Genomic DNA, 21,933 nt, shown 5'->3' with positions numbered 1-21,933 from the left:
GCATTGAACTGATGACCGAAATGAGCCAGACCACCCATCCACCCGCCAGCACGCTGGCCGACGGCAGCACGACAGCAGCGGCGCGGCACGACAAATCGCTGTTGCAGCACCTGCAGCACAACCTGCGCGAATACGGCATGTTGATCACGCTGGTGGCCATCATGGGCTTCTTCCAGTACATGACCGAGGGCACGCTGATGCAGCCCTTGAACCTGACCAACCTGGTGCTGCAGAACAGCTATATCGTCATCATGGCGCTGGGCATGCTGCTGGTCATCGTGGCCGGGCACATCGACCTGTCGGTGGGCTCGGTGTGTGGTTTCATCGGCGCACTGGCCGCGGTGCTGATGGTCGAATACAACTGGCACTTTGTGCCCGCCACGCTGGTGTGCCTGCTCTGCGGCGGGCTCATCGGCGCCATTCAAGGCGGGTTTGTGGCCTTCTCGCGCATCCCCTCGTTCATCGTCACGCTGGCGGGCATGCTGGTGTTCAAGGGACTGGCGCTGGCGCTGCTGGCGGGTCAGTCGGTGGGGCCGTTCCCCTCGGCATTCCAGATGCTCAGCTCGGGCTTCATCCCCGACCTGTTCAGCGTGGAAGGCCTGCGCCTGACCTCGCTGCTGCTCGGCGCTGCCGTGGCTGCGGCCCTGGCCGTGGGTGGACTGCGCCAGCGCGCCAACCGCCTGCGCCATGGCGTGCAGACGGAGCCCGCTGGTCTGTTCGTCGCACGCACGGTGGTGTTTGGCGGGTTGCTGGTGTACTTCAGCTACCTGCTCGCCTCGTACAAGGGCCTGCCCAACGTGCTCATCGTGATGGCGCTGCTGATCGTGCTGTTCGACTTTGTCACCAGCCGCACCACCGTCGGCCGCCGCATCTATGCCATGGGCGGCAACGAGAAGGCGGCCAAGCTCTCGGGCATCAAGACCGAGCGGCTCACGCTGTATGCCTTCATCAACATGGGCGTGTTGGCAGCCCTGGCCGGGCTGGTGTTTGCGGCGCGGCTCAACACCGCCACGCCCAAGGCGGGCCTGGGTTTTGAGCTGGACGTGATTGCTGCCTGCTTCATCGGCGGCGCATCGGCATCGGGCGGCGTGGGCAAGGTGATGGGCGCGGTCATCGGCGCCTTCGTGATGGGCGTAATGAACAACGGCATGTCCATCCTGGGCATCGGCATCGACTACCAGCAGGTCATCAAGGGCGTCGTTCTGCTGGCCGCCGTGCTCGTGGACGTTTACAACAAGAACAAAGCGTGATGACCCCCATGGACGCGTCCACCGCTCACGCCCCAGCCGCAGCCCCGGTGCTGCAGCTTTCGGGCATCCACAAGCAGTTTGCAGGCATCCCCGTGCTGCGCGATGTGCAGCTCAACCTCTACCCTGGCGAGATCCATGCGCTGATGGGACAGAACGGTGCGGGCAAGTCCACCCTGATCAAGGTGCTGACAGGCGTGTTGGAGGCCAGCGGCGGCCAGATGCGGCTGGGCGGAGCAGCGGTGTGGCCGGACTCGCCGCTGGCGGCGCAGCGCCTGGGCATCAGCACCGTGTACCAGGAGGTCAACCTTTGCCCCAACCTCTCCGTGGCCGAGAACATCTTTGCAGGCCGCTACCCGCGCTGCGGCATTGCACAGGGTTTTCGTATCGACTGGGCCACGCTGCACCAGCGCGCCCGCGATCTGGTGGCGCGCATCGGCCTGCAGATCGACGTGACGCGCCTGCTGTCGGACTACCCCGTGGCCGTGCAGCAGCTGGTGGCGATTGCGCGCGCACTCAGCATCGAATCGCGTGTGCTGATCCTGGATGAGCCCACCTCCAGCCTGGACGACGACGAGGTGCAAAAGCTCTTTGAGGTGCTTCGGCGCCTGCGCAGCGAGGGGCTGTCCATCGTCTTTGTGACGCATTTCCTGAACCAGGTGTATGCCGTGTCCGACCGCATCACCGTGCTGCGCAACGGCAGCTGGGTGGGCGAGTGGCTGGCCAAGGACCTGGGCCCGCAGGCGTTGATTGCTGCCATGCTGGGCCGCGACCTGGCCGCTGCATCGGAGCGACCCGCACCAGCACCCGCCGTGGACAGCCGCCAGGCCAACCTGCTGCAAGCCGAGGGCCTGGGACAAGACACGCAATTGCAGCCGCTGGACCTGCAGATCCGCGCGGGCGAGGTGGTGGGCCTGGCGGGGCTGCTGGGCTCGGGCCGCACCGAGCTGGCGCGTCTGCTGTTTGGCCTGGAGCAGCCCGACCGGGGCGCGCTGCGCATCGACGGGCAGGTGGTGAAGTTTGCCAACCCCATGGATGCGATCCGCCATGGCCTGGCCCTGTGCCCTGAAGAGCGCAAGACCGACGGCATCGTGGCGGAACTGTCGGTGCGCGAGAACATTGCGCTGGCGCTGCAGGCCCGCATGGGCGTGGGCCAATTTCTCTCGCGCGCCGAACAAACGGCGCTGGCCGAACGCTATGTGAAGCTGCTGGGCATCAAGACCGAGACCGTGGACAAGCCCATCGGCCTGCTCTCGGGCGGCAACCAGCAAAAGGCCATCCTTGCGCGCTGGATGGCCATCGAGCCGCGCCTGCTGATCCTGGACGAACCCACGCGCGGCATCGACGTGGCCGCCAAGCAGGAAATCATGGACCAGATCCTGCGCCTGGCCCAGGGCGGCATGGCCGTGCTGTTCATCTCTTCCGAAATGAGCGAGGTAGTGCGCGTGGCGCACCGCATCGTGGTGCTCCGCGACCGCCACAAGGTGGGTGAGCTGCCTGCGGGCAGCAGCGAAGACGCCGTCTACGACCTGATTGCTGCCGAACATGTCTGAACGCTCCCCTTCCCTCTTGATAGCGCTGTTGCGCCACCGCCTGGCCTGGCCGCTGATCACGCTGGCGCTGCTGCTCATCGTGAACACGGTGTTCAACAGCAGCTTTCTGCACATCGAATGGCGTGACGGGCATCTGTACGGCAGCCTCATCGATATCCTGAACCGCGCTGCACCGCTGGTACTGGTATCGCTGGGCATGACGCTGGTGATTGCCACGCGCGGCATCGATATTTCGGTGGGCGCGACGGTGGCCATTGCAGCGGCCGTGGCCGCGTGGCTGATTGGCGGCTCGGTGTCGAGCACCGAGAGCCGGTTTCCACTGCCCGTCGCCATCCTGGGCGCCATCGGCGTGGCACTGCTGTGCGGCTTGTGGAACGGCGTACTGGTGGCCAAGGTGGGCATGCAGCCCATCATCGCCACGCTGATCCTCATGGTGGCGGGCCGGGGCATTGCCCAGCTCATCACCGACGGGCAGATCATCACCATCTACTACACGCCCTACTTTTTCATGGGCGGTGGGTACCTGGCAGGGCTGCCGTTCTCTGTGTTCGTAGTGGCCGCAGTCTTCGTGGTGCTGTACCTCGCCATCACGCGTACGGCGCTGGGCTTGTTCATCCAGGCAGTGGGCATCAACCCCACGGCGGCGCGGGTGGCGGGTGTGCAGGCGGGGCGGCTTATCGTGGCGGCCTATGTGTTCTGCGGCGTGTGCGCGGGCATTGCGGGGCTGCTGATCAGCTCCAACGTGAAGAGCGCGGATGGCAACAACGCTGGACAGCTGCTGGAGCTGGACGCCATCCTGGCCGTCACGCTGGGTGGCACCGCCCTCACCGGAGGCCGATTCAGCCTGGTGGGCAGCGTGATTGGCGCACTCATCATCCAGACGCTGACCTACGCCATCTACTCGCTGGGCGTGCCGCCCGAGATCAACCTGGTGGTGAAGGCCGTGGTGGTGTTCATCGTGATGCTGCTCCAGTCGCCCGAGTTCCGGGCGCAAGTGGGCGCCCTGGCACGCCGCCCCGGCGCGGGAGCTTTGCCATGAGCGCCGTGCCCAAGACCGCAGGCTTCGGCACCGTGAACCACCCTGCCCCACAGGCCACCGCCGCGCGCGCGCGGTTCAACCCCAAGTACCTGCCGCTGGCAGCCACCATCTCGCTGTTCGTGGCCATGGCCACGCTGGGCTCGGTGCTGTACACCGGGTTCTTCTCGGCCCAGGTGTTCCTCAACCTGCTGATCGACAACGCCTTCCTCATCATCGTGGCGGTGGGCATGACCTTTGTGATCCTGTCGGGCGGCATCGACCTTTCGGTGGGCTCGGTGGTGGCGCTCACCACCATGGTGCTGGCCGCGATGGTGGAACACCGGGGCTGGAACCCCATGGTCGCCATCCCGCTGGTGCTGCTGATGGGCACAGCATTTGGCGCGTTCATGGGCTTCCTCATCGAGCGCTTTCGGCTGCAGCCCTTCATCGTCACGCTGGCAGGCATGTTCCTGGCGCGCGGGCTGTGCTACCTGATCAGCATCGACTCCATCAGCATCACCCACGAGGGCTACTCCGAGCTGGCCCAGTGGCGCCTGCCGCTGTGGGAAGGCGCATCCCTATCGCTGGGCGCGCTCATCGCCATTGCCGTGCTGCTGGTGGCCCTGTTTGTGGCGCACTGCACGCCGTTTGGCCGCAACGTGTACGCGGTGGGCGGCAGCGAGCACTCGGCTGTGCTCATGGGCCTGCCGGTGCGCCGCACGCTCATTGGCGTCTACACGCTCTCGGGCTTTTGCTCAGCGCTGGCGGGCGTGGTGTTCACGTTCTACATGCTGTCGGGCTATGGCCTGCATGCTGTGGGCATGGAGCTGGACGCGATTGCCGCCGTGGTCATTGGCGGCACGCTGCTCACGGGTGGCGTGGGCTATGTGGCGGGCACGCTGTTTGGCGTGCTCATGCTCGGAATCATCCAGACCCTGATTTCCTTCGACGGCACGCTCAGCTCCTGGTGGACGCGCATCGTCGTTGGTGTGCTGCTGTTCGCTTTCTGTCTGCTGCAGCGGCTGCTCTCGCGCCGCTCGGGCAAGGCCCGTTGAACCTTCATTTCTCCCCTTTCTCTCGCACCCCACCATGACCACCCCCAAGCGCAAACTTCGCTCCGCCGAATGGTTCGGCACCGCCGACAAAAACGGCTTCATGTACCGCAGCTGGATGAAGAACCAGGGCATCCCCGACCACGCGTTCGACGGCCGCCCCGTGATCGGCATCTGCAACACCTGGTCCGAGCTGACCCCGTGCAACGCCCACTTTCGCAAGATCGCCGAGCATGTGAAACGCGGCATCTACGAGGCGGGTGGTTTCCCCGTCGAGTTCCCGGTGTTCTCCAACGGCGAATCCAACCTGCGCCCCACGGCCATGCTCACGCGCAACCTGGCCAGCATGGATGTGGAAGAGGCCATTCGCGGCAACCCCATCGACGCGGTGGTGCTGCTGGTGGGCTGCGACAAGACCACGCCCGCGCTGCTGATGGGCGCGGCCAGCTGCGATGTGCCGGCCATCGTGGTCACGGGCGGCCCCATGCTCAACGGCAAGCTCGACGGCAAGGACATCGGTTCGGGCACCGCCGTATGGCGCCTGCACGAATCGTTGAAAGCCGGCGAGATCAACGAGCACCAGTTCTTTGCGGCCGAGGCCGGCATGTCCCGCTCTGCCGGCACCTGCAACACCATGGGCACGGCCAGCACCATGGCCTGCATGGCCGAGTCGCTGGGCACATCCCTGCCGCATAACGCGGCCATCCCAGCCGTGGACTCGCGCCGCTATGTGCTGGCCCACATGTCGGGCAAACGCATTGTGGAAATGGCGCACGAAGGGCTCACGCTCTCCAAGATCCTGACCCGCGAGGCATTCGAGAACGCCATCCGCACCAACGCTGCCATTGGCGGCTCGACCAACGCCGTCATCCACCTCAAGGCCATTGCAGGCCGCATCGGCGTGCAGCTCGACCTGGAGGACTGGACCCGCATCGGCCGGGGCACACCCACCCTGGTGGACCTGCAGCCCTCGGGCCGCTTCCTGATGGAAGAGTTCTACTACGCAGGCGGTCTGCCCGCCGTGCTGCGCCGCTTGGGCGAGAACGGCCTGCTGCCCCACCCCAACGCACTCACCGTCAACGGCAAGAGCCTGTGGGACAACGTGCGCGAAGCCCCGCAATACAACGACGAGGTGATCCGCCCGATCAACAACCCGCTGATTGCCGACGGTGGCATCTGCATCCTGCGCGGCAACCTGGCGCCGCGTGGCGCGGTGCTCAAGCCCTCCGCCGCCTCGCCCGAGCTGCTCAAGCACAGGGGCCGCGCCGTGGTGTTCGAGAACCTGGAGCATTACAAGGAGCGCATCGTCGATGAAAACCTGGACATCGACGCCAGCTGCGTGATGGTGCTCAAGAACTGCGGCCCCAAAGGCTACCCCGGCATGGCCGAGGTGGGCAACATGGGTCTGCCACCCAAGCTGCTGCGTCAGGGCGTAAAGGACATGGTGCGCATCTCCGACGCGCGCATGAGCGGCACCGCTTACGGCACCGTGGTGCTGCACGTAGCGCCCGAGGCCGCTGCACTCGGCCCCCTGGCTGCTGTGCGCGACGGCGACTTCATCGAGCTGGACTGCGAGAACGGCCGCCTGCACTTGGACATCAGCGACGAGGAACTGGCCGCGCGCCTGGCTGCCTTGGCGGGCACGGACAACGGCGGGCGCGGTGGCTACCAGCGCCTGTATGTGGACCACGTGTTGCAGGCCGACGATGGGTGCGACTTTGACTTCTTGGTCGGCTGCCGGGGGGCCGCTGTGCCCCGCCACTCACATTGATGCGCCCTTTGAGACGCTCGCAGCACTCAATTGCTACAGATTCAATAGCTGCCAGTGCATATTCGACTAGCGCTATAGGCACATTTCACTCAAATTCTTACCCGCACCCGCCATGCCAGCCACCCATTCCCTCCAGAACCCTCGCTACCGCGGCATCTTCCCCGTCGTGCCCACCACGTTTCATGAGGACGGCACACTCGACCTCGACAGCCAGAAGCGCTGCCTCGACTTCATGATCGACGCCGGTGTGGATGGCGTCTGCATCCTGGCCAACTTCTCCGAGCAGTTCTCGCTGTCCGATGCCGAGCGCGAAGTCCTCACCCGCACATCGCTGGAGCACGTGGCGGGCCGCGTGCCCGTCATCGTCACCACCACCCACTACGGCACCCGCGTGTGCGCGGAGCGCAGCCGCGCCGCACAGGACATGGGCGCGGCCATGGTGATGATCATGCCGCCCTACCACGGCGCCACCTTCCGCGTGCCCGAGGCGCAGATCTACGAGTTCTATGCCCGTGCGTCCGATGCGATCAGCATCCCGATCATGGTGCAGGATGCGCCCGCCAGCGGCACGGTACTGTCGGCCCCGTTCCTCGCGCGCATGGCGCAGGAAATCGAGAACCTGGCCTACTTCAAGATCGAAGTGCCCGGCGCCGCCAGCAAGCTGCGCGAGCTGATCCGCCTGGGTGGAGACGCCATCGAAGGCCCGTGGGACGGCGAAGAGGCCATCACCCTGCTGGCTGACCTCGATGCGGGCGCCACGGGCGCGATGACGGGTGGTGCCTTCCCCGACGGCATTCGCCCCATCATCGAGGCGCACCGCCAGGGCGACATGGAGCAGGCGTTTGCGCTCTATCAGCGCTGGTTGCCCCTCATCAACCACGAAAACCGCCAGGGCGGCATCCTCACGGCCAAGGCGCTGATGAAGGAAGGTGGCGTGATCGCCTGCGAGGCAGGCCGCCACCCCTTCCCGGCCATGCACCCCGAGGTGCGGCGCGGCCTGATCGACATCGCACGGCGGCTGGACCCGCTGGTGCTGCGCTGGGCCCGTTAAGCGGGACACCCATGGCGCCTGCACGTTATCTGGTGCCCGCCGAGGCGGGCCTGATTGCCCTGGACTGGGGCACCAGTGCATTGCGTGCCTTCCGCATGGGCGCGCATGGCGAAGTGCTGGAGACCCGGCACCGCCCCTGGGGCATCATGAACCTGCCCCCGGCCGCGAGCGATGTAGCCGATACGGAACCCAGCGCCGCATTTGAACGCGCACTGCAAGACACCTGCGGCGACTGGCTGGCCACCACACCTGGCCTGCCCCTGCTGGCCTGCGGCATGGTGGGCAGCGCCCAGGGCTGGCGCGAGGCCAAGTACCTGCCGACGCCCACATCGCTCGATGCACTGGCGCGGGGCCTGACACTGGTGGAGCGGCGCGACGGCCCGCCGCTGCACATCGTGCCGGGCCTGTTGCAGCAGGGCGCGCTGCCCAACGTGATGCGCGGCGAAGAAACCCAGGTGCTGGGGGTGCTGGCAGGCCTTGCACTGCCTGCAGATGCGCCCGTGCTCATCGGCCTGCCCGGCACCCACAGCAAATGGGTGCTGGCACGCCGGGGCCGCATCGAACAGTTCCACACCTTCATGACCGGCGAGGTGTTTGCCGCACTGCGCGGCCACACGATTCTGGGCAAGACCATGCAGGCTGCAGCGGCACCCGACGACGATGCCTTTGCGCGCGGGCTGGAGGTGGCGCGGGGCAGCGATGCCGCGCTGGGACTGCTCTCGCACATCTTCAGCACCCGCACGCTGGGGCTGACCGGCGCGCTGGCGCCTACCGCGCAAGCGGACTACCTCTCGGGCCTGCTGATCGGGCACGAGGTGGCGAGCCTGAGCCGCGCACAGGATCGAACCCCAACAACACCACCAACGCTGGTGCTGTGCGGCGAGCCCGACCTGTGCCGCCGCTACGCCGTCGCGCTGCAGACCCGTGGCTTTGCCGCACCCACCATCGCCACGCAGGCCACGGCCACCGGGCTGTGGCAGATCGCGCTGGCGGCAGGGCTGGTCGTTGCGCCCGCACCCACCTCCTCACCCCCCTTCACCGCCGGGAATCTGGCTGCATGAACCCCATCGACAAAGCCCTGTTCCACATCCTGCAGCGCTGCGGGCTCATCGCCATCCTGCGCGGCGTGCAGCCGCACGAGGTGGTGGCCATCGGCCACGCGCTGTACGACGCGGGGTTTCGCATCATCGAAGTGCCGCTCAACTCCCCCGAGCCGCTGGCCAGCATCCGCGCGCTGCGCGATGCACTGCCTGCCGACTGCCTGGTGGGCGCAGGCACCGTGCTCTCCATCGATGCCGTGGCCGACGTGGCCGCAGCCGGTGGGCAGATCATCGTCATGCCCCACAGCGACCCCGATGTGATCCGCGCTGCCCGCGCTGCCGGCATGGCCTGCGCGCCCGGCGTGGCCACGCTGACCGAAGCCTACGCCGCGCTGGCAGCGGGCGCCAACATGCTCAAGCTCTTCCCTGCCGAGGCGCTGCCGCCCCATGTGCTCAAGGCCTGGCGCGCCGTCATCACGCCGCCCATGGCGCTGGTGCCCGTGGGCGGCATCGTGCCCGAGAGCATCGCGCCCTATGCCGCCGCTGGCGCCAGCGGCTTTGGCCTGGGCTCGGCCCTGTACCGGCCCGGCGACCAGGCCCCCGAAGTCGCGCACAAGGCGGCAGCGTTTGCGCGGGCGTGGCAGGCGTCCTTTGGCACCGCGCCCGCCACGGCCTGAACCGCCCCCCCACTCGTTCCAGCCAATCCAGCACTTCTGAACCGACTGCCCATCCCCCATGAAGATCACCCGACTCACCACGTTCATCGTCCCGCCGCGCTGGTGCTTCCTCAAAATCGAAACGGACGAAGGCATCACTGGCTGGGGCGAGCCCGTGCTGGAAGGCCGCGCGCACACCGTGGCCGCTGCGGTCGATGAACTGGCTGACTACCTCATTGGCAAAGACCCACGCCACATCGAAGACCATTGGACCGTGCTGTACCGGGGCGGCTTCTACCGGGGCGGCGGCGTGCACATGAGCGCGCTGGCCGGCATCGACCAGGCGCTGTGGGACATCAAGGGCAAGGCGCTGGGCGTACCCGTGTCCGAGCTGCTGGGGGGCAATGTGCGCAGCCACATCAAGGTCTACAGCTGGATCGGCGGAGACCGCCCCAGCGAAACGGCCGCCGCCGCCCAGGCCGCCGTGGCACGCGGCTTCACGGCCGTGAAGATGAACGGCACCGAAGAGGTGCAGTACGTGGACAGCTACGACAAGGTGGAGCGCTGCCTTCAAAACGTAGCCGCCGTGCGCGAGGCCGTGGGGCCGAACGTGGGGATTGGCGTGGACTTTCACGGCCGCGTGCACCGGCCCATGGCCAAGGTGCTGGTCAAGGAGCTGGAGCCCTACAAGCTTATGTTCATCGAAGAGCCTGTGCTGAGCGAACACGAAGAGGCGCTGAAGGAGATCGCCGGCATCTCATCCACCCCCATTGCCCTGGGCGAGCGTCTGTACTCGCGCTGGGACTTCAAGCGCGTGCTGCAGGGCGGCTATGCGGACATCATCCAGCCCGACCCCTCACACGCAGGCGGCATCACCGAAACCCGCAAGATCGCCAGCATGGCCGAGGCCTACGACGTAGCCCTGGCCCTGCACTGCCCGCTGGGCCCGATTGCACTGGCGGCCAACCTGCAGCTGGATGCGGTTTGCTACAACGCCTTCATCCAGGAGCAGAGCCTGGGCATCCACTACAACCAGGCCAACGACCTGATGGACTATGTGTCCAACCCCGGGGTGTTTGCGTACCAGGACGGCATGGTCGCCATCCCCACGGGGCCGGGGCTAGGCATTGAGGTGAACGAAGACTATGTGCGCGAGCGGGCGCAGGAGGGGCACCGGTGGAGGAACCCCGTGTGGCGGCACCGGGATGGAAGTTTTGCGGAGTGGTAAGCGGGTTGGGATCTCCGTCAGTGGATTCGGTGGTGAGGGGCTGCTTTAGAGTGCAAGCCGCCTTCAATGCCGCCGTGAGATAAGAGCCGTTCAATGCGAAGGTTGTCTTTCAAAATCGCCGCGGAGAAGTTCCTTGAACTCAATCGTTGACACATCCACTCTGCTCACAGAAGGACGGAGACGCGGATGGCCGCCTCTTTTGCGGTCTCCTCCTGTTGCTCCAACTACCGCAGTGGCGGAAATCTCCATCCTTTAGTGAGGCTGCCCCCGTGAGCCCAGTGCGCATCAAAGCAGATGACAGCTTGGAAGGAGTCCGTTCCGTCCCAGGTCCTGGATGGCGACGGAAAGCTCCTGCAAGCTAAATGGCGGTTCGTACGCGCCGCTTGCCGGCGGCCTTGGCGCCATACATCGCTTGGTCGGCTTTGCGCAACAACGTATCCACGTCTGTCGCAGTGCCCGGAAAGTGGGATACGCCAATGCTGGCTGACACCTCTGCACGGCGTCCATCCAGAAAATAGGGTTGCGAAATCAACTCCACCAACCGGGTGGCGAATACACGCGACTGCTCCAGACTCGAATGGATCAGAGCCACAGCGAACTCATCCCCCCCGAGTCGCGAACAGATATCAGATGTCCGGCAGGCCTTGGCGATGCGCTGCGACACCTCGCGCAGCAGCTGGTCTCCAGCTGCGTGGCCTAGCGTGTCGTTCACGGCCTTGAACCCATCCAGGTCGATGAAAAGAGCACAAAGCTCGTCATTGTTGCGCTCGCAGAGAGCCAAATTCTGTGCAACTGAGAGACGAAACAGCGTCCGGTTGGGCAACCCCGTAAGGCTATCGTGATGTGCGTCGTACTGAGACTTCCGAAGCGAATCGGATGCGTCCAAGAGCGCCTGGCGCATGGCGTTGGCCTCCTTGAAGTGCAACAGAGGGATGTCCAATGGAACACCGGAAACCATATCCACTGCAGGCTGGGCCAACGCAGTGATCGACCTTGCCACCCTTCCGCCCACGAACCAGGCCAGCCACAGACCCAGGCCGAGCGCGCCCAGTGTTGCGAGAACCAATCGAAGCAATGTCTGGCGCAGACCTGCTGTCAGTTCCGCCTTGGGAATCCCCACGGCGACGCCCCAGTGTGAGGTCGGCGATCTGCTGTAGGCCGTCAGTACGGGGACGCCGTCAAGCGTGACGGACTCCAGACTGCCTTCGCCGGACGTCTGCATCCGCGCTAACAAGGCTGGAGCGACGGGTTTGCCAAGAAACTTCTCAATCTCATGTGACCGAGCCACGATCCTATTGTTACCGTCGGTGATAGCAACGCGCCATGACTCGGGAAAAGCGTTGGCCTTCAGCAAGGCCATGAACTGCTGGTGTGTGTAGGTGGCGTTCAGCGAGTATGCAATGGACTCATCGACCCGCACCGGTACGCCAACGGTGAAGATCCGCTGGTTGGTGATCGGTCCCACGAACAGGTCTGAAACACCAGGCTTTCCTGTTTCCAGAATTCTCTCCAGGAGCTTGGCGTCCGCTACCTTAGGCAGTGGGCCGCCATATGGAACGCGTGTGGAGAGAAGAATCTGACCGGATCTGTCGAGGACGAGAATGCTGTCCGCTCGCACGTTCGCCAGCGCCTCGAGTGCGCGACGGTGAAACCCTTCCAGGTCACCTGTCGCCAAGCGGTGAGAGGTGCTGAGGGCCAGAAGCGCCGATTGGGCTGCTGCAAACTCCCGGTCTACCGAAAGCACCAAGCTTTGCGCTCGGTTGATCGCAGATTTGGAAAGCTGGATCTGTTCTCGCTCGTAGTAATTGAGGAACAGTAGACCCGCGACAAGTGAGATTGGGAGGACACAAACAACCACCAATAGCGCCAGCGTGGCACGGATACTGGGAGCGCCCTTGGTCGAAATTCTCAGCCAACGATGAGGCAAAGGCGCCGCACTGGGGGGCTGAGGTGAGAAAGCCATGCCGGGTCCTACGTAGTTACGCACGTATTGGAGATCTGCATCCAGGCCTCGGTCGGTCCCCCGCAGCCGTTTGCGGGATGCGCTCCATTCTGACCGTATGGTATCGCCAAGCTGACTGGCGGGTCTGGCTAGATAGCTATAGGTATCCGGTTCGGCCGCGGCACTTGAAACTCCGCCCCGCGTATGTGGATATGAGGCAACGGGTCGAGACAATGGGCACGGATTTCTTCAGTGGTTTCGCACCTATCTTGCGACGGCTGTGTCGATTGCCTGCGTGGGTTCACGGGCCGCTGCCTGAGCATCCCTGTGAGCACAAAAAAAGGGCTGGTGTCCATGGACGCCAGCCCTTCTTGAGAAAGCTAGGCTTTACCTATCAATCACAGCAGCCCAGCATTTCCATGCAGCACTCAGCGAGTTCTGAGCAGCAATCGGTTTGGGCCATGGCCACGCCTGCAATCGAAAGCAAGAGAGCGGCCACACTGAACTTCAAAAGTTTGTTCTTCATAGGAATGTTCCTGTTTAGGTTGAATGGAAATTGAGAAATCAACCCAAACCTAGTCAGGAGGTCGCCACACCGATGCCCGCCAAGAAGTCCAGCCTTTTACAGAGCCGTCGGGCATGCCTGTGGACTGAGGTGAATCCGACCTGCGGGACAGCGTGGAGGTCATCAGGTGCAAGCCGCAGGGTTGGCAGCCCGGAATAGCTACCAGTGCATATTCATCGTGCACCAGATGCCAATCTGACCTAATTTCGTCTGCGCTCCCCTTCCGCCCATCCGAAGAGCAGCGCCAGCAGGATACTGTGATTAAAATCAGTATTCCGCCAGCCCACCCAACCCGCCATGACGGTGCTGCCCTCCCCCACTTCGGACTCCCCGCCCTCCACCCCCATCACCCGCTTTCACCGCGCGCGCCTGATGCAGATCTGGCGCTCGGCAGGCTGGCCGTGCAAGGATGGTCTGGAGGTTGACTTGCTGGCTGCGGGCCTCATCAGTCTGCACATTGCAGCCGATGGTTGCGAGACCCTGCGCCTCACCGACGAAGGCATCCGCACGCTGGCGCAGGCCCGCCAGCGTGGCGTGCGGGCACTGAGCCTGCACGACCGGCTGGGGCAGAAGTTTGCGGCGCAGTTGCTGGCTTCCGGGCGCATCGTATGGACCGAACTGTCACTGCGCGCGGTGATCGACACCGTGCCGATGGGGGATGTAGTGCCGCCTGCGGCCACAGCCGATGCACCCGCCAACACCGCGCCCGCCATGGCACCGCTGTGGGCCGAGGATGACCACGCCCCCGCTGCCCGCGCCGCCGCCAACGTGTGGCGCATGGCCCGGCCCGATCTGTTCTCGGTGCGCAACACCTCGGTGCCCGCCTACTTGCAGCCCATGGTGCATGAGGTGAAGGCGAGCCGGGCCGACTTGCTGTCGGACCTGCGGCACGATGCCAAGCGGCAGGCCTACCAGTGGCTGTGCGAGGAGTGCTACTACGTGTTCCCGGCGGGCATAGCCGAGCCCGAAGAGATCCCTGAGCACTTCGGCATTTGGGTATTGCACGGCAGCGTGGAGGACGGGCGCTTTGAGCTGCTGCGCCCCGCGCGGCACAACCGCTGCACGCTGCCCTTTGCGGTGTGGATGGCGCTGTGCAAGGCCACGCCGCTGCGCAGCGATGACGACATGGCTCAGACCCATTTGGGCGAGCCTGCTCCTCCCGCCACCGACACCCCGACCACCCCGCCATGACCTATACCGTGGCGGTGCGCGAGCTGTGCGAGTTCACCGCCAAGCAGGGCGACCTGGACCTCCGCTTCACGCCTGCGCCCACCGCGCTGGAAGGTATGGCAGGCCATGCCGTGGCGGCAGCGCGCCGGGGTGCAGGCTATCGCGCCGAAGTGGCACTCAGCGGCAGCTACCAAAGCCTGCGCGTGCGCGGCCGGGCCGATGGCTACGACCCCGCGCAGCAGCGCATCGACGAGGTCAAGACCTTCAAAGGGCGGCTGGACCGCCAACCCGCATCGCACCGCCACCTGCACTGGGCGCAGGCCAAGGTGTATGGCTGGCTGCTGTGCGAGCAGGAGCAGCTGGCGCACATCGACGTGGCACTCGTCTACCTGGACGTGGGCACGCAACAAGAGACGGTGTTCACCGAGCGCTGCAGCGCGGCTGACCTGCGCCAGCACTTCGAGGCCCAGTGCCAGCGCTTCATTGCCTGGGCCGAACAGCAGATGGCCCACCGCGCGGCACGCGATGCGGCGCTGACCACGTTGGCGTTTCCCTTTGGCGACTTTCGAACCGGCCAGCGCCCGCTGGCCGAGGCCGTGTACAAGACGGCAGTGGCGGGCCGCTGCCTGCTGGCCCAGGCGCCCACGGGCATTGGCAAGACCATGGGCACGCTGTTCCCACTGCTCAAGGCTGCGCCTGCGCAGCGCATCGACAAGGTGTTCTTTCTGGCCGCCAAAACCTCGGGGCGGCAGATGGCGCTGGATGCGCTGGCGCGCCTGTCCGACAGCGCACCGCCGCTGCGTGTGCTGGAGCTGGTGGCGCGCGACAAGGCGTGCGAACACCCAGACAAGGCCTGCCACGGCGAATCCTGCCCGCTGGCCCGGGGCTTTTACGACCGGCTGCCTGCCGCCCGCGCTGCCGCCGTGGCCCCCGCCAGTGCAGACAAACCCGCGCCCGTCCTGCAACAAGCCCGTGTGCGCGACGTAGCCCTGCAGCATGACGTCTGCCCCTACTACCTGAGCCAGGAACTGGCCCGCTGGGCCGATGTGGTGGTGGGCGACTACAACTACTACTTTGAACTGGGCGGGCTGCTGCACGGCCTGGCCCAGGCCAACCAGTGGCGCACGGCGCTGCTGGTGGACGAGGCCCACAACCTGGTGGAGCGCGGCCGCAAGATGTTCACCGCCGAGCTGCACCCCGCCGCCTTGGCCCAGGCCCGCAGCAGCCCCACCGCCGCGCAGCATGCGCCGGTGAAGAAGGCGCTGGACAAGGTGCGCCGCGCCTGGGTGGCGCTGGACAAGGCGCACCCGGCCCCGTACACGGTGCTCGAAACCTTCCCCGACAAGCTGCTGGCCGCGCTGCAGCAGTGCACCACCACCCTCACCGAACACTTCACCGACCACCCCACGGAGCCGGATGGCGCGCTGCAAACCTTCTATTTCGACGCCCTGCACCTGCAGCGCATGGCCGACCTGCTCGATGCGCATTCGATGGTGGACATCACCCAGGCTTCTGCCGCCCACCACCAGCGATCCTCCAAACCCGGCGATTCCGTAATCTGCATCCGCAACGTGGTGCCCGCGCCCTTTCTGCAACCCCGCCTCGCAGCGGCACACACCAGCACCTTGTTTTCGGCCACGCTGCAGCCCGCGCGCTACTACGCCGACCTGCTGGGCCTGCCCGAAGGCCACATGTGGGTGGATGTGGAATCGCCCTTTGCCGCGCACCAGCTGCATGTGCAGGTGGCGCGCCACATTTCCACACGCTACCCGCACCGCGCGGCGTCCCTCGCGCCCATCGCCACGCTGATGGCGCAGCAGTTTCGCGAGCGGCCCGGCAACTACCTGGCGTTTTTCAGCAGCTATGACTACCTGCAGCAGGCTGCCGCATTGTTTGCGCAGCAACACCCCGACGTGCCGCACTGGTGCCAGTCGCGCCGCATGCTGGAGGGCGAGCAGCGCGATTTTCTGGCGCGCTTTACCGACAGCAGCCAGGGTATTGCCTTTGCTGTGCTGGGCGGCGCGTTTGCCGAGGGCATCGACCTGCCGGGCAAGCGGTTGATTGGCGCCTTTCTGGCCACGCTGGGCCTGCCGCAGGTCAACCCCGTCAACGAGCAGATCCGCGGGCGCATGCAGGCGCTGTTTGGTGCGGGCTATGACTACACCTACCTCTACCCCGGCCTGCAAAAGGTGGTGCAGGCCGCAGGCCGCGTGATCCGCACGCCCAGCGACGAGGGCGTGGTGCACCTGATGGACGACCGGTTTGCGCAGGCCCTGGTGCGTGCGCTGCTGCCTGCATGGTGGCAGGTGGACTGAGAGGCTTAGAGGCTGAGAGTCTTTTGCCTATGCCCGCCTTGCACGCCACCACACCGCTGCTCGTCGTTGCAAATGCGCGCCATAGCCCAAGCTATGGCTGTGCTTTGCGCCTCGATCAGCGGTGTGATGGCGCACCTTTCGGGCACTGACAAAAAACTCTCAGCCTCTGAACCAAAAAAAGGCCGGTCACCCATTGGGGACCGGCCTTGCAAAGGCCGCCAAAGCGGCACACAGAGAGTCAATCTTCAGGATGCAACGGGGTCCGTCACCACCAGCTCCTTGGCCTTGCCACGCTGGCGGAAAAACGCCACCGTTTGCCACAAGACGAATGCGGCGATCAGGCTGATCAGCGTGCCGCTGATAGGACGGTTGATGAACACCTCAAAGCTACCGCGCGACAGCAGCATGGAGCGGCGGAAGTTCTCTTCGAGCATGGGGCCCAGGATGAAGCCCAGCATCAGCGGCGAGGGGTCCATCTCCAGCCGCATGAACAGGTAGCCCAGCGCACCAAACGCTACGGTGATGAACACGTCGTCCAGGTTGTTGTTGATGCTGTAGGTGCCAATGCAGCAGAAGAACAAGATCGCGGGGAACAACACGTTGTACGGAATCTTGAACACCGACAGCCAGTAGCGCACCAGCGGCACGTTCAGCACCAGCAGGAAGCAGTTGCCGATCCACATGCTGGCGACCAGACCCCAGAAGAGTTCGGGGTGGCCGGCAATCATGTTGGGGCCGGGCTGGATGCCCTTGATGATGAACGCGGCCATCATCAGCGCCATCACGGCGTTCTCGGGGATACCGATGCTCATCAGCGGGATGAAGCTGGTGCGTGCAGCCGCTTCGTCCGCTGCAGCCTGGCCAGCCACGCCTTCGATGCAGCCGGTGCCGATTTCGTGGCGGTACTTGCTGACCTTCTTGTCCAGCGCATAGGCCGCAAACTGGGCGATCACGGGGCCGCCGCCGGGCAGGATGCCCAGGATGGAGCCCACCACGCTGCCACGCAGTGCGCTGGGGATGATGCGCTTGAACTCGGGCCAGGTGGGCATGAGCTTGATCTTGCCGTTGAAGGGCGAGCGCTCTTCACGCGAGTCGAGGTTCTTGGCGATCTCTGCAATGCCGAAGCAGCCCAGCGCAATGCTCACAATGCCCACGCCATCAGCCAGGAACGGAGCGTCCCAGGTGAAGCGGGCCAGGCCGCTGTTCACGTCGGTACCGATGGAGCCCAGCAGCACGCCCACCATGCACATGGCCAGGCCATTGAGCAGGCTGCCGGTGGTCACAAAGCTCACGCACACAAAACCCACCAGCATCAGCGCGCAGTAGTCGGCAGGGCCGAACAAAAAGGCCACCTCGCCCAGGCTGGGCGCCAGGAACGCCAGCACCACAATGGCCACCGTGCCCCCGATGAAGCTGGAGAACCCGGCGGTGAACAGGGCCAGCCCCGTTTTCCCTTTCAGCGTCATCGCATACCCGTCGATACACGCCACGATACTGCTCGCATGCGGGATCTTCATGGTGATGGCGCTCACGCTGTCGCCGTATTGCGCACCGTAGTAAATACCGGCCAGCATGATGAGTGCGCCGGTGGTGTCGATGGAATAGGTCAGCGGCAGCAGCAGGCTGATGGTGGCCAGCGGGCCCAGGCCCGGCAGCAAGCCCACCAGGGTGCCCACCGTGCAGCCCAGGGCGCAGAACATCAGGTTCTGCAGCGTCAGCGCGTGGCTGAAGCCAAACGCGAGGTTGTTCAAGACTTCCATGGCGGCGACCTCAGTACAGCGGCAGGCTCACGCCCAGCAGCTTTTGGAATGCGAACGCGATGCCGACCAGCACCGCAGCGATCTTCAGGTTGCGCTTCCACGAGTACGACGTACCCGCAAACCCCGAGCAGAACACCAGAAACACGATGCCCGCGATCATGTTCACAAAGTGCGACAGCGCCGCAAAGCCACACAGGCTGCCCAGAATGATGGCGATGTTGCGCACCTGGAAGTCCATGGGCACCGGCGCCACCAGGCGCGCGCGCACCACGGTGATGACCCCGATCACAAACAGCATGCAGCTGACGATGAACGGGAACATGCCCGGCCCTGCGCGGCCGAGCGTCCCCAGCGAATAGCTCATGGACGGCAGGCCGAAGCCCAGCGCCAAAGCCATGAGGGCAAAGCCTCTGAGTAGATTGCGGTTGATCATGTAAAGGTTGTCTCCTGATAGGCTGGACGACCCCATCCGGCGGTGCAAACGGCGCGCAGGGCTGGGGTATGCTGACGGGCAGACTATCTCCATCGAACCTGATCGCAGGCTGATCTTGGCCATGCGTAATTTCACGTAGAACCCCGACCTCCATGCGCCTCCTCTTGGTGGAAGACGACCCGGTGCTCAGCCGCACCATGGCCCAGGGCCTCGAAAACGCGGGCCACCGCGTCGAGCTGGCCCATACCGTCGAAGAAGCCCAGCACTGGTGGGCCGTACAGGCTTTCGACGCCGTGCTGCTGGACCTGAACCTGCCCCACGCTGCCCACGCGCGCAGCGGCCTGGGCAGCGGCCTCACCGCCCTGCGCAGCGCCCGTGCGCGCGGCGACCGCACTCCCGTGCTGGTGCTCAGTGCCCGCGACAGCACCGAGGAGCGCATTGCCGGGCTGGACGCCGGCGCCGACGACTATCTGGGCAAGCCCTATGAACTCAAAGAGGTGGAAGCGCGCCTGCGCGCGCTGCTGCGGCGCGCCAGCGGCACCGCCGACATCGTCACCGTGGGCCAGCTGGTGTTGGACCGCCAGGCGCGCCGCGTCAGCGTGGCCGGGCAACCGCTGGAGCTGCCCGCGCGCGAGTTCGACCTGCTGTGGGAGCTGATGACCCCGCCCGGCCGTGTGCTGAGCAAGGGCGACCTGTCCTCGCGCCTGTCGGACGGCGGCGAAGTGGTGGGCGAAAACGCGCTGGAGGCCTCGTTCTCGCGCCTGCGGCGCAAGATTGCAGGCAGCGGTGCGGCCATCCGCACGCTGCGCGGACTGGGCTACGTGCTAGAGGATGACGTTGGCCAGCCCTGAACCCGGCACCGCACCGCTGCACCCGCAGCCGCCTGACCTGCGCCAGCGCATAGGCCGGCGCGTGCTGCTGTCGCTGGTGCTGATCTGGGGGCTGGGCAGCACCGTGGTGCTGGGCGTGGGCAACCACTTTGTGGCCGAGGCGTTTGACCGCGCCTTGCTGGACGACGCCCACGCGCTGGCGGCCCATGTGCGCGGCGGCCAGGCGGCTGACCCACCAGGCACCCTTCTGCAGCTCGACCTCACCCCGCGCGAGGTGGGCCTGCTGCGTTTTGACCAGAGCGAAACCGTGTGGTTTGCGGTGTATGCCGCCGACGGCAGTTTCATCGCTGGCGACTCGCACCTGGCGCCGGGCGTGGTGGCGGCGGGCAGCAGCCACGCGTTTTCTCACCTCTCGCAAGACGGGCGCGAGATGCGGCGCGCCACCTTGCAGATTGCGGGGCCGCCGTCGTTCACCGTCGTCATCGCGCAGACCACGGCAGAGCGCACGCAGCTGCTGCGCAGGCTGCTGGTGTACTCGGGCCTTGCCCAGCTGTGGCTGCTGGTGGTGCTGGGGTCATGGCTGCTGCGCGGCATAGAGCGCGACCTGCACCCGCTGGGGGCGCTGCAAGACGCCATGGACCAGCGCGACGCCGCCGACCTGCAACCCCTGCCTCCGGCGCTGACGCAGCAGGCCAGCACCAGCGACGTGCAACGCCTGGGCGTGGCCCTGGACGGCTTGCTGGCACGCGTGCAGCAAAGCCTGCATGCGCAGCGCGAGTTTGCGGGCAACGTGGCGCACGAGCTGCGCACTCCGCTCGCAGGCATCCGCGCCCAGGCCGCCCACGCGCTGGCCCACAACGACCCGGCCGTCTGGCGCAGCGAAATCGAGGGCATCGCCCAAGCCGAACAGCGTGCCAGCCGCACCGTGGACCAGCTGCTGGCCCTGGCCCGCGCGGCCGAGGGTGGCATCGCGCTGACGTTGCAGCCCTTGGCCTTGCACACGCTGGTGCGCGACGTGCTGCTGCGCTACCTGCCACGCGCCGATGCCCTGGGGGTGGACCTGGGCGCCGAGGGGCTGGACCAGGCCGTGGTGGTGCGGGGCAACACGGCGCTGGTCGAAGGCATCCTGAACAACCTGCTGGACAACGCACTGCGCTACGGGCGCGGCACGCCGCCCCGCATCACCGTGGCGCTGCACACCGAGCCCGGCTTTGGCGTGCTGCGCGTGACCGACAACGGCCCCGGCGTGGACGCCACGCTGGCGCAGCAGCTGCAACAGCGCTGGGCGCAGGGCGACCAGGGCCAGCGCCTGGGCCAGGGTGCAGGGCTGGGCCTGGCCATCGTGGCGCGGTATGTGCAGCTGATGGAAGGACGGCTGGAACTGGCGGCAGCCAGCGACACAACCGACGGATCTGGCCTAGCGGCCAGCGTGTGGCTGCCGTTGGCGCCCAATGCGCCTGCCCCCTCCAGCACGCTCCCCACAACCCCATGACGAGCCCGCCCGACCCAGCACTGACCGAGGCAGAGCGAGCGGCCTTCCTGCAGTCCATCGCCCGCGTGCGCAGCGCGGCCGGGCGGGCCCTGCGGGCAGCACAGACAAATGCCGTGCAAGGTACAGCAGCCCATGGCACCGGCGCCATCGCCACCGGCCAGGCCCCCGACGCCACCGAATCCGCAGCCCAGGCTGCAGTCGATTTCATTGCGCAACTGCACCAGGGCCTGGACACCGTGGCCGAACAGGCCCGCACCAACGGCCCCCAGCCAGCATGCCAAGCGGGCTGCGCGCACTGCTGTCACCTGCGCGTGGAGGCGACCGACCCCGAGGTGCTGCACATTGCCCAGCACCTGCAGACGCTGCCCAGCGCAGACCAAGCGACAACCCTGCGGCGTCTGCAACAGCATGCGGCGGCGGCAAGCGTGGGCACCACGCGCCAGCCCTGCAGCTTTCTCGTCCATGACCGGTGCGCCATCTACAGCGTGCGCCCCGCTGCCTGCCGCAAGGCGCATTCCTTGTCGGCTGCGCACTGTGCAGAGCAGTCGCCCACCATCCCGCAGAACCTGCGCCTGCTGGTGGACGCCGAAGCACTGATGGCGGGCACCGCCCTGGCCTACCGCGACCAGCCCCTGCCCGCCAGCGCCCACGAACTCAACGCCGCCGTGCTGGCAGCGCTGGATGGCACAGCGTCGCCCCCAGCTGGCGCCCTGCTGCGCTGGTACCGGGGTGATGAAGGCGCGCTGGCCCTGCGCGGCACGCCGCCGTAAAAGCCTGTGCGCCTTGATATCCGTCAAGACCCGCCGCGGC

Annotated in this window: 18 protein-coding genes; 14 read left to right on the top strand and 4 right to left on the bottom strand. The window is 66.0% G+C overall.

All coding sequences use genetic code 11. The features are described from left to right. Positions 1–20 precede the first annotated feature (20 nt). The 9 genes from mmsB (at position 21) to dgoD (ending at position 10,616) form a co-directional block, all read left to right on the top strand. Complete coding sequence (gene mmsB / locus C8C95_RS19210; protein ID WP_116750362.1) at positions 21–1,250, top strand: multiple monosaccharide ABC transporter permease; 1,230 nt, start codon at positions 21–23, stop codon at positions 1,248–1,250. Further along, positions 1,250–2,800: a sugar ABC transporter ATP-binding protein gene (locus C8C95_RS19205; RefSeq protein ID WP_207780621.1), complete on the top strand. Its 1,551-nt coding sequence runs from the start codon at positions 1,250–1,252 to the stop codon at positions 2,798–2,800. Before mmsB ends, C8C95_RS19205 begins: the two co-directional genes overlap by 1 nt. Further along, positions 2,793–3,839, top strand: a complete 1,047-nt coding sequence (locus C8C95_RS19200) for an ABC transporter permease (protein WP_116749620.1) — start codon at positions 2,793–2,795, stop codon at positions 3,837–3,839. Before C8C95_RS19205 ends, C8C95_RS19200 begins: the two co-directional genes overlap by 8 nt. Next, the gene (gene yjfF / locus C8C95_RS19195; RefSeq protein ID WP_116749619.1) at positions 3,836–4,873 is read left to right on the top strand and encodes a galactofuranose ABC transporter, permease protein YjfF; all 1,038 of its coding nucleotides are present in this window, start codon (positions 3,836–3,838) and stop codon (positions 4,871–4,873) included. The genes C8C95_RS19200 and yjfF overlap by 4 nt, the downstream gene beginning before the upstream one ends. 34 nt (positions 4,874–4,907) lie before the next feature. Continuing rightward, the gene (locus C8C95_RS19190; RefSeq protein ID WP_094290549.1) at positions 4,908–6,641 is read left to right on the top strand and encodes an IlvD/Edd family dehydratase; all 1,734 of its coding nucleotides are present in this window, start codon (positions 4,908–4,910) and stop codon (positions 6,639–6,641) included. 112 nt (positions 6,642–6,753) lie between these two features. Next, positions 6,754–7,692, top strand: a complete 939-nt coding sequence (locus C8C95_RS19185) for a dihydrodipicolinate synthase family protein (protein WP_116749618.1) — start codon at positions 6,754–6,756, stop codon at positions 7,690–7,692. 11 nt (positions 7,693–7,703) lie between these two features. Further along, on the top strand, positions 7,704–8,753 hold the full coding sequence (locus tag C8C95_RS19180; protein WP_116749617.1) for a 2-dehydro-3-deoxygalactonokinase: 1,050 nt from the start codon (positions 7,704–7,706) through the stop codon (positions 8,751–8,753). Beyond that, entirely contained in the window at positions 8,750–9,409 is a 660-nt protein-coding gene (locus C8C95_RS19175) for a 2-dehydro-3-deoxy-6-phosphogalactonate aldolase (protein ID WP_116749616.1), read from the top strand. Before C8C95_RS19180 ends, C8C95_RS19175 begins: the two co-directional genes overlap by 4 nt. A 58-nt stretch (positions 9,410–9,467) precedes the next feature. Next, a complete protein-coding gene (dgoD, locus tag C8C95_RS19170) occupies positions 9,468–10,616 on the top strand; it encodes a galactonate dehydratase (protein WP_116749615.1) in 1,149 nt (382 codons plus the stop codon). A gap of 358 nt (positions 10,617–10,974) precedes the next feature. Here dgoD and C8C95_RS19165 read toward each other — a convergent pair whose 3' ends face one another. Together C8C95_RS19165 and C8C95_RS24015 are read right to left on the bottom strand one after the other, a co-directional pair. After that, positions 10,975–12,579 (bottom strand): sensor domain-containing diguanylate cyclase, encoded by a 1,605-nt coding sequence (locus C8C95_RS19165; protein WP_116749614.1) that lies wholly within the window; start codon positions 12,577–12,579, stop codon positions 10,975–10,977. Between the two features lie 373 nt (positions 12,580–12,952). Then, on the bottom strand, positions 12,953–13,084 hold the full coding sequence (locus C8C95_RS24015; RefSeq protein ID WP_279323246.1) for a hypothetical protein: 132 nt from the start codon (positions 13,082–13,084) through the stop codon (positions 12,953–12,955). Positions 13,085–13,420: 336 nt separating this feature from the next. On the opposite strand from C8C95_RS24015, the gene C8C95_RS19160 reads away from it, so the two are divergent. Both C8C95_RS19160 and C8C95_RS19155 read left to right on the top strand, forming a co-directional pair. Then, complete coding sequence (locus C8C95_RS19160) at positions 13,421–14,314, top strand: hypothetical protein (protein ID WP_116749613.1); 894 nt, start codon at positions 13,421–13,423, stop codon at positions 14,312–14,314. Further along, positions 14,311–16,608, top strand: a complete 2,298-nt coding sequence (locus tag C8C95_RS19155; protein ID WP_116749612.1) for an ATP-dependent DNA helicase — start codon at positions 14,311–14,313, stop codon at positions 16,606–16,608. Before C8C95_RS19160 ends, C8C95_RS19155 begins: the two co-directional genes overlap by 4 nt. A gap of 245 nt (positions 16,609–16,853) precedes the next feature. Here C8C95_RS19155 and C8C95_RS19150 read toward each other — a convergent pair whose 3' ends face one another. Both C8C95_RS19150 and C8C95_RS19145 read right to left on the bottom strand, forming a co-directional pair. Further along, a complete protein-coding gene (locus C8C95_RS19150; RefSeq protein WP_116749611.1) occupies positions 16,854–18,368 on the bottom strand; it encodes a tripartite tricarboxylate transporter permease in 1,515 nt (504 codons plus the stop codon). A gap of 10 nt (positions 18,369–18,378) precedes the next feature. After that, positions 18,379–18,801 carry a tripartite tricarboxylate transporter TctB family protein gene (locus tag C8C95_RS19145; protein WP_056067517.1) on the bottom strand — a complete coding sequence of 141 codons (423 nt, stop codon included), beginning with the start codon at positions 18,799–18,801 and terminating at the stop codon, positions 18,379–18,381. Between the two features lie 152 nt (positions 18,802–18,953). Between C8C95_RS19145 and C8C95_RS19140 the strand changes: the two genes are divergently transcribed. The 3 genes from C8C95_RS19140 to C8C95_RS19130 are packed head-to-tail and all read left to right on the top strand — an operon-like array spanning position 18,954 to position 21,893. Then, complete coding sequence (locus C8C95_RS19140) at positions 18,954–19,652, top strand: response regulator transcription factor (protein WP_116749610.1); 699 nt, start codon at positions 18,954–18,956, stop codon at positions 19,650–19,652. Then, positions 19,633–21,123, top strand: coding sequence for a sensor histidine kinase (locus C8C95_RS19135; protein ID WP_116749609.1), 1,491 nt, complete (start codon positions 19,633–19,635; stop codon positions 21,121–21,123). The genes C8C95_RS19140 and C8C95_RS19135 overlap by 20 nt, the downstream gene beginning before the upstream one ends. Further along, a complete protein-coding gene (locus C8C95_RS19130) occupies positions 21,120–21,893 on the top strand; it encodes a YkgJ family cysteine cluster protein (RefSeq protein ID WP_116749608.1) in 774 nt (257 codons plus the stop codon). Before C8C95_RS19135 ends, C8C95_RS19130 begins: the two co-directional genes overlap by 4 nt. Positions 21,894–21,933: the final 40 nt, after the last annotated feature.

Origin of the sequence: Acidovorax sp. 99, from assembly GCF_003096455.1 — a bacterium.
Lineage (GTDB): Bacteria > Pseudomonadota > Gammaproteobacteria > Burkholderiales > Burkholderiaceae_C > Acidovorax > Acidovorax delafieldii.
Note: the sequence above shows the minus strand (reverse complement) of the source record. Positions and strands in the feature narration are given on the sequence as shown.